We start from the raw sequence: 17,051 nt of genomic DNA on the forward strand, positions 1-17,051 counted from the left end.
TTATTAATGTCTGGCAGAACTCCCAATAAAAAGGAGTTGGCTTTGCACATTCTTAATTTCTTGGCAGCCTTTGCCAAAAGCTATAACGACACCACTTAATTCATCTTTAAACAGTTTGAAGGCTCATCGGCTTTTCAGACTTTAAGTCATTACGGCTAAAAACTTATTTCAACAATAAAACTTGAGATGTGCCAAGCACAGTCTTTATGGCTTTGCTATGCCTTTTTTTCTCCCAAAAAAGGTGGCGGATTTTGTATCTCATTTATATACAACAAAAATTTAATTTATAACGGTAAAAATATGCCACATTCAGATCTTCCATTTCGTGCTTTAAGCGTGCTTCATACCTCTCGATATCTTTTTAATAAATATGGCTTTCATAAAGTCGGGGTGGATCGAATTATTGAATCGTCGAAAACTCCGAAAGCAACTTTTTATAATTACTTCCACTCAAAAGAACGTCTCATTGAAATGAGCCTAAATTTTCAAAAAGATGGGCTGAAACAAGAGGTGATTTCAATTATTTATGTTCAAAAAGACTTAACCCTGCTTGAAAAATTTCGCAAAATTTATTTCTTACATGCGAACTTAGATGGCCTTTATCATTTGCCCTTTAAAGCCATTTTTGAAATTGCGAAAACACATCCCAAGGCGTATCAGGTGGTAATTGACTATCGAAGCTGGCTTATTAATGAAATTTATAATTTGCTTTTAACAACCAATGCAAATGCTTCAAAGCAAGATGCACACATGTTCTTGTTTGTGATTGATGGGGCAATGGTTCAACTTTTAGACCCAAATAAGGCTGGGGAAAGGGAACGCTTGTTGGATTATTTTTTAATGCAGTTTATTTAATGCAAATGAAAAGAAATACCTTATCATTTAACTGCATCAGCCTGAATGATGCAGTTAAATGATAAATATTAAGAAATTTCTAAAATTTTTTGGGCGATATATAAATCTTGTATAGATAACCCTGAACTATCATAAATTGTGATTTGTTCCTGAGATTGCCTTCCTTGAGCGTTTGCTGAAAGTACATCACCGATATTGATTAAAATTGCAGATTCAGACGCATGTTGGAATTCACCAATAACTTTAGACTGGGAATTCAGATCACAAAATAAACCACTCTGTGAAAATAATTCTGGTGGAAGTTCTTGTTTACCTTTTTTATCGGAACCCATCGATGAAATATGAGTACCGGCTTTTATCCATTCTGCTTTAAAAAGCGGAATCTTCGAAGAAGTCGCTGTCACAATAATATCCGCTTGCTCACAAGCTTCTTTTGCCTTGGTAATTTTAATCTCAATCCCTAACTTTTTTAGGTCTTCTGCCATTTTTTCAGCTTTACTTTGGTCGCGTCCTACTATCAAAATCTGATCGAAGTTTCTAATTCTCGCTAATGCCTCGCATTCATATTTGGCCTGATTTCCTGTACCAAATATGGCTAATACTTTTGAATCTTTTCTTGCCAGTACATGGGTTGCAACTGCATTAGAAGCTGCTGTACGGAATGCATTCACTTTGCCTGCTTCGATGGCTGCCGCCATTTTTCCATTCGCTTGATTAAATAATAAAATGAGCGCGTTATGGCGAGGTAAACCATTTTTAGGATTATCTTCCCAAAACGAACCGACTTTAAGACCAGCTAAGTGCTGATTAGCAGACGATTTAATACTAAACGTATTTTTTGTATCGGATGCTTGACCATGAACCACAGGAAAACTTTTAGTGTCGGGTTGAGTTGCAGCAATTAAAGCTTCGTAAATGGCATCGTAAGCGAGGTCATGATTGATTAGAGCAGAAGATTCAGACTCAGAAATAAATCTCATAGCCATCTCCAAAAGTGAATATTTAAATTAAGACGCGACCAAGTCGAGAGGCATGTGCATATTGAATGTCTATCTATGATGCTTTAACTGACATCATAGATAGACATCGACTTTTATTAAGCTGATAAAAACTCTACATATTTAGAAATATCGACATTCCCACCACTAATAATGATGCCTATACGTTTGCCTTTTAACTCATGTTTCAAATTACGGGCAGCTGCAAATCCAAGGCATCCTGTCGGTTCAACCACCATCTTCATTCTTTCAGCAAGAAACTTCATAACGGTAACGAGTTCTTCGTCTGTTACAGTCAAAATGTCATCTACATTCTGTTGAATAATAGGAAATGTTAATTTGCCTAAACTTTGAATTTGAGCACCATCGGCAATTGTTTTAGGTATATCAATATGAACAATTTCTCCTTTTCTAAAGGACATTTGCCCATCATTTCCTAGGGCAGGTTCAACACCATATATTTTACAGTTGGGAGAGAGTTGACGGGCAGATAAGGAAGACCCCGCCAATAAACCACCGCCACCTAAACCTACAAAGAGGTAATCCAACTCACCAACCTCTTCAAATAGCTCTTTTGCAGCGGTTCCTTGACCTGCAATAACATGCGGATGATCATAGGATGGAATTAATGTTAGACCATTTTTTTCGGCGATCTCTTTTCCAATTTGTTCCCGATTTTCTGTATAGCGGTCATATTCAACAATATTGCCTCCGTATTCTCGCGTCGCTGCCATTTTTGCAGCAGGAGCATCTTTGGGCATGATAATTGTTGCTGGAATACCAAGGATTTTTGCTGACAGCGCAATCGCTTGAGCATGATTTCCCGAAGAGAAAGCAACCACACCAGCTTTTTTTTGAGCCTCATCGAACTGTGAAAGCGCATTCATTGCACCACGAAATTTGAAAGCGCCAACACGCTGAAAATTCTCACATTTAAAGAATACTTCTGCTTCAAATTCATTGTTAACAGTACGTGAAGTTAAAACAGGGGTTTTATTTGCAAAACCTTTAATACGTTCAGCAGCGGCTGCGACATCTTCATAAGTTGGAAGGGTTAAATTTTTCATAATTAAACCTAATTCTATTCAATGTTTTCGGATGCAAGATTTCGTATTGCGAAAGCAACGCACAATATATTGACCTTGTTTAGATAAAATATATATATTTAGATAAAATGTCTAATTTTATTTTCTGATGTGATAACAATGAGATATAAGATTTTGATTTACATTAAGTTTAAAATTAGATAAAAAGTCTAAATTACTATTACATACTTCACGCTAGGGTTTTAAATAGTAAGCAAGTCATTTGGAGGAAATACATTGGGAAATCGTGATAAACATTTACTCACTCAACTAGATACAATCGCGAAAGGGTTAAGTGAAACTCTATTCCCATTTTGCGAAGTTGTTGTCCATGACTTAACAAATCCTGAGCATGCCATACTCTCAATACACAATAATTTATCTGGTCGAAAAATTGGAGATCCTGCAACAGAGTTAGGGCTGGCAAGAATTATGTCTCCAGAATTTCCAAATATTATTTCAAACTATGCAAACCAGTTTGCTGATGGTCGTTCCGCAAAAAGTACTTCTATTGGTATTAAAGATGAAGAGGGCGAATATGTGGCCGCTTTATGTATGAATATTGATTTAACCCTGTTTAGGGGCATGCAAAGCGCTTTAGAGCAGTTTACTAAAATTGAAACTGACAACATTATTGAAAATTTGGAACCGAATGGGTCTGAAGCAATTCGAAGATATATCGATCAATTTGCATCAAAACATGCGACTACACCGCGTATGTTAAAACTCAATGAGCGAAAACAATTAATACATGAGTTAAAGAATAATGGTTTATTAGACATTAAAAAGGCTGTAGAGACGGTTGCACAACATTTAGGTATATCAAGAGCGAGTGCCTATTTGTATGTGAAAGAAACTTAAAATAGTTTATTTTAATGTGTATTTAGCTTGATCAAGGAGGTCGTTATTTGAAGTTATTTATTATTGTATTTATTGCAATTTTTTCCAGTATTGGTCTGATTTGTTTAATTGCACTGCTTAGAAATTTAAAAAAATCTTCGTCATCTGGCGAGCATGATCATTCATCTTCTTCAACCCATCATTTTCACGATAATAGCCCTAGTCATCATAGTTCTAGTTATTCAAATGACTGTTCATCATCATCTTCAGATTCAGGAGGATGTGATGGGGGCGGTGGTGGTGGAGATTAAAAAAGCCCTTTTGTTCAAAGGGCTTTTGATTAACTTAAGGTAAATCGAACCAGATAAATTGACTATCTTCATTTGCCTGAATCGTCGCTTTATCCTCAAACACGAAAGCATCACCTGCTTTAACTTCTTGATCACCGATACGAATTACGCCTGAAATAACGTGGATATAATTCACTTTTTTAACCGGATCAACACTTAGCTCATGTCCTTTTTCCAATACGGCAGATTTTATCTCTGCATTTTGACGAATATGCATCGGTGCATTTGCATCAGGTCCTGCAATTAAATGCCATTTGTTTGGATCATTACGTGGGTCAAGACTAATTTGCTGGTAATTTGGCTCTGCATCTCTTACATCTGGAATAATCCAGATCTGTAATAAATGTACAGGCGTATCAGTGTTGTTAACTTCACTGTGGGCAACACCTGTACCAGCGCTCATTAACTGCCATTCGCCTGCTTTAATTTGGCCTTCATTTCCCATCGTGTCACGGTGCGAAATTGCACCATCTAACACACAGGTTAAGATTTCCATATTGTCATGCGAGTGCGTACCGAAACCATTATGCGCATCAATTCTGTCGTCATTAATGACTCGTAAAGCACTGACACCCATATATTTAGGGTTGTACCAGCTACCAAATGAGAAGCTATGATATGACTCTAACCAACCCGCTTTAACGTGTCCACGATCTTCACCACGATGTACGTAAGCATTCATGATCTAATCTCCCAAATTTTTATTTATCTATTGAGAAATATATTAATGCTATATCGGGAGTGAAAAAATAGAATAACTGCAACATGTCGTTTCATAATTGATATGATGTTGAGTTTTTTGTCTTTTTGTTGCATTTTTTTGCAATAAAAAACCTGCCATAAAGACAGGTTTTTTTATGAAAATATTTAATTATTCGAGGAACTTAACAGTTACGCCAGAGCGTACTTTACTTCCTAAATCGTTTGCATCCCAGTTAGTCAAACGGATACAACCGTGCGATGCTGTTTTAGAAATTAAAGATGGATTTGGTGTTCCATGAATACCAAAAGATTTTTTACTTAAACCAATCCAGATATTACCAACAGGGGCATTTGGGCCAGGTGGTAAAGAAAGAGGTTTTAAGTTTTTACCTTGTACGAAGTTCGAAGGTGAATAGCTGTACCATGGGTTACGAGCCACACCAACTACCTTGTAAGTACCGGCCGGAGAAGGCGTATCAGTACTGCCAATTGTTGCAGGAAATGAGGCAATCATTTGGTTCCGGCTATTGAAGAGATACAATTGTTTTGCGCCTTTATGGGCAATAATCAAATGAATATCTTCTGGTAAATCATTGCGCACGTTTGGAACAATGATTTTTTCACCCGCTTTTTTGAATGTCGCAGTTGGGTTTAATTTCTTTAAGAAACCTTCATCAATATGAAACTTCTCGCCCAACATTTCGGTCACACGAGTGTAGTACAAACCTTTCATTTTGGCTTGTAATGCGTAGTCAGAAGGAATCGACTCAGCATATGGGCCTTTTAAGTCAGCATCAGAAATGGTGTATTCAATAAATGCTGGCTTGTTTTGTTTCGCAACCAATGCATCCCAAGTTTCTTTGGTAAGTTCACCAGTAGGCGATAAACCATTCATTTGCTGGAATGAAGAAATTGCTTTTAAGGTATTTTTACCGCTCATGCCGTCAATTGCACCTGGTGATGCATGTGCATTATTAAGCATCACATGGGCACGTGCATAAACTGGAAGTTGACCCTTACCAATATTTTCAGACCATTCTGCCGAATTTAAGCCATCTAATGTCCATGAAGCAGCTGACACTGGTGCAGCCTTAGACGCTGTTGTGCTTTTAGCTACTGCTGGTGTAGATGCAGCAATACCAGACTCAGCATTTGGGTCTTCTGTTTTCTGCAAGTTTTGTAATGTTGTTGACGCTCGATTTAAGTCATTTTGTTCTTGAGCAGTAATTTGTGTTGGAGCTTGAGCTTGTACAGTTGAAGCTGCATCTACTGCTAAAGGATCAATCGGATCTTCTACAGGAGCTGATACCTTTTTAGGGTTCAGGGGTTGCTCAGTTGTTGAAGCAGCAAAAGCAACATTAGCAATAATACAACTTAAACTCATAGCGAGTAATGAGCGAACAAACATGTAATTCAACCTTAAGAATTTTCATATAAGCAATAGGAGGATTGATGTGATCTTAAAGTGCATAAAATTACCAATAACTCATTTCTATGAGCCCAAGATTGGCAATTTAGTGATTAAAAGAATATCAATGACCCCAATGTAACATGTTGCAAGTATTGCAGAAAACCCCACAGCTTGCAGTAGAGTTTTGTGTAAATATGCATTTTTTAGTAGATTGACGAGTTTTTTGTGTGAAATTGAAATTATAAAAATGTCTCTGTTTTTGATATGATGCTGCCACATAAAGAAGATAGAGATTGGTAATGACGACTTTGAAAAATGATCGTTTCCTCCGTGCTTTGTTACGCGAACCTGTAGATACCACTCCGGTATGGATGATGCGTCAAGCAGGGCGTTATTTGCCTGAATATCGTGAAACACGTTCAAAAGCAGGTGACTTTCTATCCTTATGTAAAAATACAGATTTTGCCTGTGAAGTGACTTTACAACCTTTGCGTCGCTATGATTTAGATGCAGCAATTTTATTTTCAGATATTTTAACAATTCCAGATGCACTGGGTTTAGGTCTTTATTTTGAAACAGGTGAAGGACCAAAGTTCCATAAAACAGTGCGTACTGAACAAGATGTGGCGAATTTACCAAAGCTGAATGCAAAATCAGACCTTGATTATGTCATGAACGCTGTAAGCACCATTCGCTCTGCTTTGGGTGGTCAAGTTCCACTGATTGGTTTTTCGGGTAGCCCTTGGACTTTAGCAACTTATATGGTTGAAGGTGGTTCAAGTAAAGAATTCCGTTTTACCAAGCAAATGATGTATGCCCAACCAGAAGTTTTGCATGCTTTGCTTGATCATTTAGCAGACTCTGTAATTGACTATTTAAATGCTCAAATTGATGCAGGTGCTCAGGCGATCCAGATTTTTGATAGCTGGGGCGGGGCATTGGCACATCGTGAATATGTCGAATTTTCTTTAAACTACATGAATAAAATCATTGCTGGTTTGCAACGTGAAAAAGACGGTCGACGTATTCCTATCATTGTGTTCACTAAAGGTGGTGGCCAATGGTTGGAACCAATGATTAGCACAGGTGCAGATGCATTAGGTTTAGATTGGACTACGCGATTAGATACAGCTCGAACTACGGTGGCTGGACGCGTAGCTTTACAAGGAAATCTTGATCCGGCTGTTTTATATGGTTCGGCTGCTTCAATTGAAAAAGCAGTGAAAGCCATGTTGGATGATGCCTACGCAAATGGTGAAAAGACGGGTTACATCGCTAATTTAGGCCATGGGATTACCCAGTGGGTGGACCCTGCACAACCAAAAATCTTTGTAGATACAGTGCATGAGTATAGTGCTAAATATCTAGGATAGTTTTTGTGCAATATCTAACTTTACCGTTTCAATTTATCGGCAAGGCTGTTTCGGCAGCCTTGTTTGGTATTTTGCTTTTAATTGCTTTTGCTTTAACAGCACCGATGGGAAGCCATGAATATATGGGTTTTTATCGTTATGATTATTTACTCATCTATGCTGTGCTGATCCAGATCTGTTTACTCTATTTAAAACTGGAGTCATGGGCAGAGGCTAAAGTCATTGCTTTATTTCACGTCATGGCGATGGTCATGGAAATATTCCTAACGCATCCTGCAATTGCTTCATGGCAATATCCGCAGCCCGCCGTATTTAAAATTTTAACAGTGCCTCTATTTGCAGGCTTCATGTATTCGGCTGTAGGTAGTTTCTTTGCACGGTCAATACGACTGTTTCAGGTTTCTTTTGAAAAGCTTCCAAGTTTTGGAACTATGCTTTTACTGGCATTTTTCTCATATATAAATTTTATGAGTAAATTTTTTGTTCCTGATATTCGCTATATTTTATTTGCGATTAGTATTTTTATTTTCTGGAAAACGAAACTTTATTTTCAAATAAATGAACATAAATTTAAAATCCCGATGTTACCGATATTATTAACGCTCGCGTTTATCATCTGGGTTGCTGAAAATATAAGTACATTTTATAAAATTTGGCTCTATCCAAGTCAGGTCGATGCTTGGCATATGGTGGGATGGGGCAAGCTAGGATCGTGGTATTTATTATTAATTTTAAGTCTAGTACTTGTGCTTAAAATATTAGGCAATCGAGATAATCAAGGTAACTGGAATTTAAGGTAAATTTTTCTTTAGCACTTTTCATCATATTGTTTATTTTTTAATTGCTAAATCGTAGCCTTCTCGCTATCTTTAATATCGTGTAATAAAAATTACACATAACAATACAAGACATAAGAAACAATCAATAATGATTTTTGGAGATATACATCTATGTTAAAAAAAATAGCTTTAGCTGCATTGTTAGCAGCTGGTTCAAGTGTTGCAATGGCTGACAACGATGTGGGTTGTGGTGCGGGTACACAAGTATGGGCTGGCAAAAAAGGAGTAGCGCCTAAAATTCTTGCTGCAACAACAAACGGTATTTTTACTAACCAATTATTAGGGATCACTTTCGGTACTTTAGGCTGCCGTCAAGGCGGGACAGTAACAGCGCAAGTTGTAACATTCACAAATGAAAATGCAGAAGCTTTAGCACGTGATATGGCAGTAGGCCAAGGTGAAAGCCTGAACGTACTTGCTGAGTTAATGCAAATTAAACCTCAAGATAAAGACCGTTTCTTTAAAGTTTCAAAAGCAAACTTTGGTGAAATCTATTCAGCAAATAATCAAAATACCCTTCAAGTTTTAGCATCATTACAAACTGTAATGGCTAAAGACGACGTTTTAAAAGCTTACGTATAAGTTTGAAATTGAAAACCCTGTCGTATGGCAGGGTTTTTCTTATATTTAATGATAAAAATTGATGAGCTTAATGAAGTCAGTTGTTTTGGTTTTTGCCTCTTTGGCAGTTAATATTGCGTATTCAGCAGAAATAAATCCATCTATTCAAAAATATTGGTCCTTTGCAGAACAACAAAATCTAGATCAAGACATTACATGGCAAAGGCTCATGTATGCAAATAAAAACCATAAAAGTGACGTCACTTATTCTGGTTATTTCATGTCAGAAAATGGGAAAAATAATTTAAAAGAAGAACTGAAAGCTGACATCTCGGCATTATTTATGCCTGCTCAAGATAATCAGTCGATTCGCTGTAAATTTCCGGCTCGAAGCCAATGGCTCATGCAAAAAGTAGGTATTCAAGAAAATGAATTGCCTCAAATAAAATGTTCAGAATTTGAAAACTGGATTGGACAGATTAAGCCTTATAAAGCCACATTAATTTATGCGACAGATTTTATGGGCAATCCTAGCTCGATGTTTGGTCATACTTTATTGCGTTTAGACCCCAAAGATCAGCAGCAATTAAATTTAGTCTCTTACGCCGTAAATTATGCAGCAACTGTGGCGGGGAACGACAACTGGTCATATGCATGGAAAGGTTTAACAGGGCAATATCCGGGTGAATATTCACTCATGCCTTATTATCGTAAGGTAAAAGAGTATGGTGATTTCGAAAGCCGTGATTTATGGGAATATGAGCTGAAACTTTCCCCTGAAGAAACGCGGTTTTTAGTAAGCCATATTTGGGAAATGCAGCATGTAAGTTTCCCTTATTATTTCGTGAGTGATAACTGCGCCTATAGGTTATTAGGCTTGGTCGATTTAGTAAAACCTGAGTCTAACTTACAAGAAAAGTTTACTTATGCATCTATTCCGATGGAAACCATTAAATCGATGCAACAGCAAGGGTTCACCAAAGCTCCTGTATATCGGCCTGCTTTAGAAACTCAGCTATTGGCCCAAGCTCATCAGCATGGTGCTTCTTTAGCGAAGGTTGCACATCAAATTGCGATGATGCCAATTAAGCAGTCTTCTGAGGTTTTAAAATCCTTTAGTGAGCAAGATCAGGCCAAAATTCTAGAGATGGCTTACGATGATTTATATCTTCAATTTACCAGCCGTCAAATAGAAGAAAGCGTTGCTCAGCCACAGTTACGTCAGCTTTTGGCTTTAAGAAGCCAGATTGATTTAGACAAACAGCGTCAAGAACCTAAACGACCAGAAAAAGAGCCAACTCAAGGCCATAATGCACGTAATATTTCAGTGAAAGCTGGTGAAGTCCAAGGTGATAAGTTTATCGAAATTGGTCATCGACAAGCCTATCACGACTTAATAGATCCTCAAGGGGGATACCGCGCGGGGACTCAATTACTATTTTTAAATGGTAATGCACAGTGGCGAGACGATCATTTAAAACTAGAACGTCTTGATCTGTTAGAAGTAAATTCCTATAACCCGATTCAACCTTTTAAAGCACCTCTGAGTTGGGGATTTAACTTAGGCTGGCGTCAAGAAGCAATTCATGATGGAAACTTTAGTGAAGAAAAACAGCACGGTGTAGCGAATTTTAACGCTCAGGTTGGTTACAGTCTTGCAGACTATGAGCGCAAACATATTTGCTATGGGCAACTACAAACCTATGTTCAAACAGGCTCAAATCTAGATAAAGGGTGGCGTGTGGGAATGGGCCCAACTTTAGGTTGTATGAACCAATGGTTTGATCGATTTAACTCTGTGGTGCAAATTGAATTGCCATATTGGGAAGACCAAAATCAATGGAATTTGAGAGTAAATACCCAATGGCAATATGTGATTAATAGTAATAATGCCGTTCGATTAAACTGGGATTATGAACAACGAAATCATCAAGACTGGATGAAATCTAGTTTAGGCTACGTTTGGTTCTTTTAAGCAGTATTACCAAGAAAAAAGAGAAATGAGATTATTCATTTCTCTTTTTTGTTTTTCAGAAAAGACAATTATTTCTTAATCGCGTTTAGTACAGCATAAGCCGCTTTAATACGTTCTTCATTTGGAATGCGTTTATTGGTTAACATGACTAAACCAATATTTTCTTTGGGAATAAACACGACATAGGTTCCAAATCCGTTAGTTGAACCAGTTTTATGGAACATCTTGATTGAAGGTTCTTTGGAAATAGCAGTCACTTTATTAGGTTTCATCACGATTCGTTCAGAATTACTGTCTAATAAAGTCTGTAAAGGAGCTGGATAAGAAAACTCTTCCCAACCAAGCGCCTGATACATCGTACCGACTTGATAGAAACCTTTATGAGTCTCGTCAATTGCGCGTCGAATATCTGCCGGATATTTTTGTGGATTTAGATTGGCATCAATAAAGCTAAGCATGTCTGGTAATGTAGATTTAACCCCGTAGGCAGGGGCATCTAGTGGGCCTGGGGTCACACGAATCGGCTGATTTTCTTGGTTATAGCCAAATGCATAGTTTTGCATCTGAGTTTTAGGAACATTCACATAGCTATGTTTTAAGTGAAGAGACGGAAAAATTGTCTTTTCTAAAACCTGACTAAAAGGTTGGTTCATCGATAAGCCTACAACTTTTCCAAATAGGCCAATACTAGGGTTTGAATATTGTCTATATTCACCAATTTGGTTTTTAGGTTTCCAGCCTTTGAAAAAAGTTAAAACTTGTTGGTCTGTTTGTACTTCATCTGGGAATTGTAAGCCAAGGTTGCCACTCGTATACGTCGCAAGTTGAAGTAGGTTCACTCGGTCAATCGGTGTATTTTTTAGCTCTTTCCAGTATTTTCCTGGGGTGTCGTCAAAAGAGATTTTCCCTTTCGTTTTGGCATATCCACCTGCCGTGGCAGTAAATAATTTACTGACTGAACCTAGCTCAAAAATGGTATTGCTATTTACGGATTTTTTATCTTGAACCGATTGTAGGCCATAATACATTTCGTACTTTTTATTGTTTTGGATGACACCAACCGCCATACCGGGAACATTGTATTTTTCTAATAATGGTTTAAAGTTCTGATCAACAACCTTCTTGATATCTTGTTCTTTTGATGTGTTACCTGCATAAATTGAGGTATTAAAAATAAAAAGAGAAGGTAGAATTAAGTAAGAAATTTTTTTGAATCGCATTATCAACTCATCAAACATTTTAAAGTGAAGGGACGTACTTTTATAACAAAAATCACATAATTTAATTGTTATGTTTTATAGAATAAACGCTGTATTTAGATATAAAAAAACCCAACTAAGTTGGGCTTTTAAATTTATCACTAAAAAGAATTTAGTAACTTTCTGGTACTGCACTCAAGAACTCACGTCGTGATTCTTTATCGGTTTTAAAGTCTCCGATAAATGAAACTGTACGAGTGGTTGACTCTTGTTTGCCTACACCACGCATCATCATGCACATATGTGCTGAATCGATGACGACAGCAACACCTCGAGCCCCAGTCACTTCAGCCACAGCTTCAGCGATTTGCTGAGTCAAGTTTTCCTGAATTTGCAAACGGCGTGCAAACATTTCAGTAATACGTGCAAATTTAGATAAGCCAAGAACCTTGCCTTCCGGTAGATAGGCAATATGAACACGGCCATAGAACGGGAGGAGATGATGTTCGCAAAGCGAATAGAATTCAATATTCTTCACCAATACCATTTCATGGTTATCTGATGGGAAAACAGCATTATTGGTGACTTCTTCTAAAGTTTTACTATAGCCAGAAGTTAAATATGAAAAAGCTTTAGCCGCACGCACAGGCGTATCTTTAAGGCCGGGACGATTAAGATCTTCACCGACGGCAGTCAGAATATTTGCGTACGATTGCTGCATTGACATAAGACGTATAAATTTACTCTATTAGACAAGCTCGGCATTGTATCAGAAACATAACCAGATGTTCATAACTCGACGCACTATATTTATTTTGGTTTTGCGCGCGTTTAATAAAAGATGAATAAATTTCATGTTTTTTATCGTTAATAGTCAAGAGTTTGAACATGAAATATGCATTTAATATTGGTAAGTTCTAAATGATCGCCTAGTGGCATCATATTTGCACAGATGCAGTGTTATAGAGCATAAGGATAAAACATGTCAGAACGTCCAATCACCTTTTTTTTCCGTGGTGGTCAGCAGCAAGTGGAAAATGTATTACCTACCATGACGGTTTTACAATTTCTGCGAGAATATACCCAAACTGGTAAGACTAGGCAGACCGGTACAAAAGAGGGCTGTGCTGAGGGCGATTGTGGTGCATGTACAGTCGTGATTGGTGAGTTGGTCAATGACAGCTTGCAATTGCGGAGTGTGAATGCCTGTATTCAGTTTTTACCGACTTTAGATGGTAAGGCCTTATTTACAGTAGAAGATCTTCATAAGTTATTGCCTACTCAGGATGGAACGCTTCATCCGGTACAACAGGCGATGGTCGATTTGCACGGTTCACAATGCGGTTTTTGTACACCCGGTTTTATCATGTCGTTATGGTCAATGTATGAAAATGAACAACATTCACCAAGCAAAGATCAAATCAGTGATTATCTTTCTGGAAACTTGTGTCGATGTACAGGCTATCGACCTATTTTAGATGCAGCACAAAAAGCTTATGACTATCCACGTGTTGTATTAGAACGCCAAAAGGTACTTGATGTATTAAAAGAGATCAAAGCATTACCTGCATTGCATTTGAATGATCATGGTCAGCAATTTTTTGCACCAAAGACTTTGCAGGATTTTGCCGCTTTACGTTTGCAATTGCCGCAAGCACGTATTGTCGCTGGTAGCACAGATGTCGGTTTGTGGGTAACCAAGCAAGGCCGTGATTTAGGCGATATGCTTTATATCGGTCAGGTTGAAGAGCTGAAAAAGATTGTAGTTACCGACCACGCTTTAACGATTGGGGCAAATGTAAGTTTGAGTGATGCACTCATAAAAATTTCAGATTTTTATCCTGACTTTCAAGAATTACAGCGCCGTTTTGCTTCCATGCCCATTAAAAATGCTGGAACCCTAGGTGGAAATATTGCCAATGGTTCGCCTATTGGTGACTCAATGCCGGCATTAATTACGCTAGGTACACGATTGATTTTGCGTGTAGGTGAACAGACCCGTGCAATCGCCTTGGAAGACTTTTATCAAGATTATCAAAAAACAGCATTACAGCTTGGTGAGTTTGTTGAAGCGATTGTTATTCCACTTCGTGAAGGGCAGACGCGCTTTAAATTTGCCAGCTATAAAATTGCCAAACGTTTTGAGCAAGATATTTCTGCGGTATGTGCGGCTATTTCATGCGAGTTAGATACTCATTATGTTGCTCACAATGTGAGAATTGCTTTTGGTGGCATGGCTGCTATTCCCAAACGTGCAAAATATGCAGAAGCCATATTGGAAGGTCGGCAACTTTCAGCGGAATTGATGGTTCAGGCACAGCAAGTGTTGTCGCAAGACTATCAACCTCTAGATGATGGACGGGCTAGCTCGGCATATCGTTTACAAGTCGCGAAAAACTGTTTACAGCGGTTTTATGTAGAAAAAATCCTGTCTCAAACGATCACTCGTGTGAATGACTTGATTGCTATGGTGGAGATCTAACATGAACCAAACCATTGACTTAAGTGTTTCTAAAAAATCTGCTAAAGCAGGCGACTCCATTCCACACGAAAGTGCACATTTACATGTGACTGGGCAGGCAACTTATATTGACGATTTACCCGAGCTTGAAAATACATTACATCTAGCAGTCGGATTATCGAGTTGTGCCAAAGGTAAAATCAGTAAGTTTGATTTGGATGCAGTACGTCAGGCCAATGGCGTCCATGCAGTTTTTTCAGCAAAAGATATTGAGGTTGAAAACAATTGGGGACCAATTGTTAAAGATGACCCGATTTTTGCCGAGGAGCAGGTCGAATTTTATGGACAAGCCTTGTTTGTGGTTGTTGCCGAGAGTTATCAGCAAGCCCGTCAGGCAGTTCGTTTGGCAAAAATTGAGTATGTGCCCGAGACTCCGATTTTAACGATTCAAGATGCGATTGAAAAAGAATCTTGGGTATTGCCACCTGTTGAATTTAGCCATGGTGAAGTTGAACAGGCATTTCAAAATGCAGCACATCAACTTTCAGGTGCTATTGAGCTAGGTGGGCAAGAGCATTTTTATCTTGAAGGACAGATTTCCTATGCTATCCCACAAGAAAATCAAGGCCTAAAAGTCTATTGCTCAACACAACATCCAACAGAAATGCAGCTACTGATTTGTCATGCATTAGGCATGAATATGCATCAGGTGAGTGTGGAAAGCCGCCGTATGGGTGGTGGTTTTGGTGGCAAAGAGTCGCAGTCTGCACAATGGGCATGCATTGCATCTTTGGCAGCACAAAAAACAGGCCGTCCGTGTAAATTACGTTTAGACCGTGATGATGATATGAGCGCCACAGGCAAACGTCACGGTTTTGCTTATGAATGGTCTGTGGCTTTTGATGACCGTGGTGTTCTGCAAGGCTTAAAAGTGCAGTTGGCTTCAAACTGCGGTTTTTCAGCTGATCTTTCTGGGCCAGTGAATGAACGCGCTATTTGTCATATTGGCAATGCCTATTATTTAAATACGGTTCAGTTGCGTAACTTACGCTGTAAAACCAATACTGTTTCCAATACTGCATATCGTGGTTTTGGCGGACCGCAAGGCATGTTTGTCATTGAAAATATTATTGATGATATTGCTCGTTATTTAGGTTGTGATCCAGTTGAAATTCGTCAGCGTAATTTCTTTGCCGAGCAGCCCGGTGCCGGACGTGATCGTATGCATTATGGGGCAGAAGTCCGTGATAATGTTGCTCCTCGACTGGTGGCCGAATTGTTGCAAAGTAGTGATTATGCGAAACGTAAACAAACCATTTATACCTTTAATCAGAACAATGACATCATTAAGCGTGGTATTGCATTAACACCATTAATGTTCGGTATTTCATTTAATGCAGTGCATTACAATCAGGCAGGTGCATTGGTCTATGTGTATATGGATGGTACTGTCTCTATTACGCATGGCGGTACAGAAATGGGACAGGGGCTATATACCAAAGTACGGCAGGTTGCTGCGCATGAGTTGGGTTTACCAATCGATAGTGTTCGCTTAATTGCAACCGATACTTCTCGTGTGCCAAATACATCGGCAACCGCAGCATCGAGTGGAGCGGATCTAAATGGTAAAGCTGTGCAAAATGCCTGTATTAAAATTCGTGAGCGTCTGGCAAAACTTGCAGCAGAAATAAGTCAAAGTGATGCTGAGCAAATCCAGTTTGAAGATAGTATGGTTTCAACAGTGAATGGACATTCATGGACATTTCCTGACTTAGTTCAACGGGCATATATGGCACGTGTGCAACTATGGGACAGTGGTTTTTATAAAACACCAGAAATTCACTACGATCAGGTCAACCATTTAGGGCGTCCATTTTTCTATTATGCCTATGGTGCAGCAGTCAGTGAGGTCGCAATAGATACCTTAACTGGGGAAATGAAAGTATTACGTGCTGACATTTTGCATGACGTCGGGAGGTCCATTAACCCTGCAATTGATATTGGGCAAATTGAAGGTGGTTTTGTTCAAGGGATGGGGTGGCTAACGACAGAAGAGCTGTATTGGCAGCCTCAAGGACCACACGCAGGACGCTTGTTTACGCATGCACCTTCAACTTATAAAATCCCGACTAGTTTTGATATTCCTCATATTTTTAACGTCAAACTATTTAATAACCAAAATCAGGCAGACACCATCTATCGCTCCAAAGCGGTAGGTGAACCTCCATTTATGTTGGCATTATCTGTTTTCTCTGCAATTCGTCAGGCGGTACAGGCGGCTATTCCAGAAAATGCACCGCTCGTACTTAATGCTCCGGCAACTGCCGAAGAAATTTTACGTGCAATTGCTATTGGGCGTGGACAAGCTTTGGCTGACCGCCCACAAGCTAAAATATAGAAGA

General features: G+C 38.6%; 15 protein-coding genes. 9 read left to right on the forward strand and 6 right to left on the reverse strand.

Features of this window, described 5'->3' with window-relative positions:
- Positions 1-300 precede the first annotated feature (300 nt).
- On the forward strand, positions 301-855 hold the full coding sequence (locus HL290_RS01370; protein ID WP_198495374.1) for a TetR/AcrR family transcriptional regulator: 555 nt from the start codon (positions 301-303) through the stop codon (positions 853-855).
- A 68-nt stretch (positions 856-923) separates the two neighbouring features.
- Here the strand turns inward: HL290_RS01370 and HL290_RS01375 are convergent, their stop codons facing one another.
- Positions 924-1,835 (reverse strand): ornithine cyclodeaminase family protein, encoded by a 912-nt coding sequence (locus HL290_RS01375; protein ID WP_198495375.1) that lies wholly within the window; start codon positions 1,833-1,835, stop codon positions 924-926.
- 116 nt (positions 1,836-1,951) lie between these two features.
- A complete protein-coding gene (locus HL290_RS01380) occupies positions 1,952-2,920 on the reverse strand; it encodes a threo-3-hydroxy-L-aspartate ammonia-lyase (protein ID WP_198495376.1) in 969 nt (322 codons plus the stop codon).
- A 255-nt stretch (positions 2,921-3,175) separates the two neighbouring features.
- Between HL290_RS01380 and HL290_RS01385 the strand changes: the two genes are divergently transcribed.
- Entirely contained in the window at positions 3,176-3,799 is a 624-nt protein-coding gene (locus tag HL290_RS01385; RefSeq protein WP_198495377.1) for a transcriptional regulator, read from the forward strand.
- 47 nt (positions 3,800-3,846) lie between these two features.
- Complete coding sequence (locus HL290_RS01390) at positions 3,847-4,089, forward strand: hypothetical protein (RefSeq protein ID WP_080758357.1); 243 nt, start codon at positions 3,847-3,849, stop codon at positions 4,087-4,089.
- A gap of 34 nt (positions 4,090-4,123) precedes the next feature.
- Here the strand turns inward: HL290_RS01390 and HL290_RS01395 are convergent, their stop codons facing one another.
- Complete coding sequence (locus tag HL290_RS01395) at positions 4,124-4,810, reverse strand: pirin family protein (protein ID WP_198495378.1); 687 nt, start codon at positions 4,808-4,810, stop codon at positions 4,124-4,126.
- A 189-nt stretch (positions 4,811-4,999) separates the two neighbouring features.
- Positions 5,000-6,238 (reverse strand): L,D-transpeptidase family protein, encoded by a 1,239-nt coding sequence (locus HL290_RS01400; RefSeq protein ID WP_045429942.1) that lies wholly within the window; start codon positions 6,236-6,238, stop codon positions 5,000-5,002.
- Positions 6,239-6,540: 302 nt separating this feature from the next.
- Between HL290_RS01400 and hemE the strand changes: the two genes are divergently transcribed.
- From hemE to HL290_RS01420, 4 genes are all read left to right on the forward strand, one after another.
- A complete protein-coding gene (hemE, locus tag HL290_RS01405; RefSeq protein WP_003650543.1) occupies positions 6,541-7,614 on the forward strand; it encodes a uroporphyrinogen decarboxylase in 1,074 nt (357 codons plus the stop codon).
- 5 nt (positions 7,615-7,619) lie between these two features.
- On the forward strand, positions 7,620-8,414 hold the full coding sequence (locus tag HL290_RS01410) for a DUF817 family protein (protein WP_198495379.1): 795 nt from the start codon (positions 7,620-7,622) through the stop codon (positions 8,412-8,414).
- Positions 8,415-8,564: 150 nt separating this feature from the next.
- A complete protein-coding gene (locus tag HL290_RS01415; protein ID WP_092706332.1) occupies positions 8,565-9,035 on the forward strand; it encodes a DUF3015 family protein in 471 nt (156 codons plus the stop codon).
- 61 nt (positions 9,036-9,096) lie between these two features.
- Positions 9,097-10,989, forward strand: coding sequence for a DUF4105 domain-containing protein (locus HL290_RS01420; RefSeq protein WP_198495380.1), 1,893 nt, complete (start codon positions 9,097-9,099; stop codon positions 10,987-10,989).
- A 68-nt stretch (positions 10,990-11,057) separates the two neighbouring features.
- On the opposite strand, the gene blaADC is transcribed toward HL290_RS01420, so the two are convergent.
- Together blaADC and folE are read right to left on the reverse strand one after the other, a co-directional pair.
- Positions 11,058-12,209, reverse strand: a complete 1,152-nt coding sequence (gene blaADC / locus HL290_RS01425; RefSeq protein WP_198495381.1) for an ADC family extended-spectrum class C beta-lactamase — start codon at positions 12,207-12,209, stop codon at positions 11,058-11,060.
- A 151-nt stretch (positions 12,210-12,360) separates the two neighbouring features.
- Positions 12,361-12,909 carry a GTP cyclohydrolase I FolE gene (gene folE, locus HL290_RS01430; RefSeq protein ID WP_005039113.1) on the reverse strand — a complete coding sequence of 183 codons (549 nt, stop codon included), beginning with the start codon at positions 12,907-12,909 and terminating at the stop codon, positions 12,361-12,363.
- Positions 12,910-13,170: 261 nt separating this feature from the next.
- Between folE and xdhA the strand changes: the two genes are divergently transcribed.
- Both xdhA and xdhB read left to right on the forward strand, forming a co-directional pair.
- Entirely contained in the window at positions 13,171-14,670 is a 1,500-nt protein-coding gene (gene xdhA / locus HL290_RS01435) for a xanthine dehydrogenase small subunit (protein WP_198495382.1), read from the forward strand.
- A gap of 1 nt (position 14,671) precedes the next feature.
- Entirely contained in the window at positions 14,672-17,047 is a 2,376-nt protein-coding gene (gene xdhB, locus HL290_RS01440) for a xanthine dehydrogenase molybdopterin binding subunit (RefSeq protein WP_198495383.1), read from the forward strand.
- Positions 17,048-17,051 lie beyond the last annotated feature (4 nt).

The organism is Acinetobacter sp. AC1-2 (assembly GCF_016124155.1).
Taxonomy (GTDB): Bacteria; Pseudomonadota; Gammaproteobacteria; order Pseudomonadales; family Moraxellaceae; genus Acinetobacter; species Acinetobacter calcoaceticus.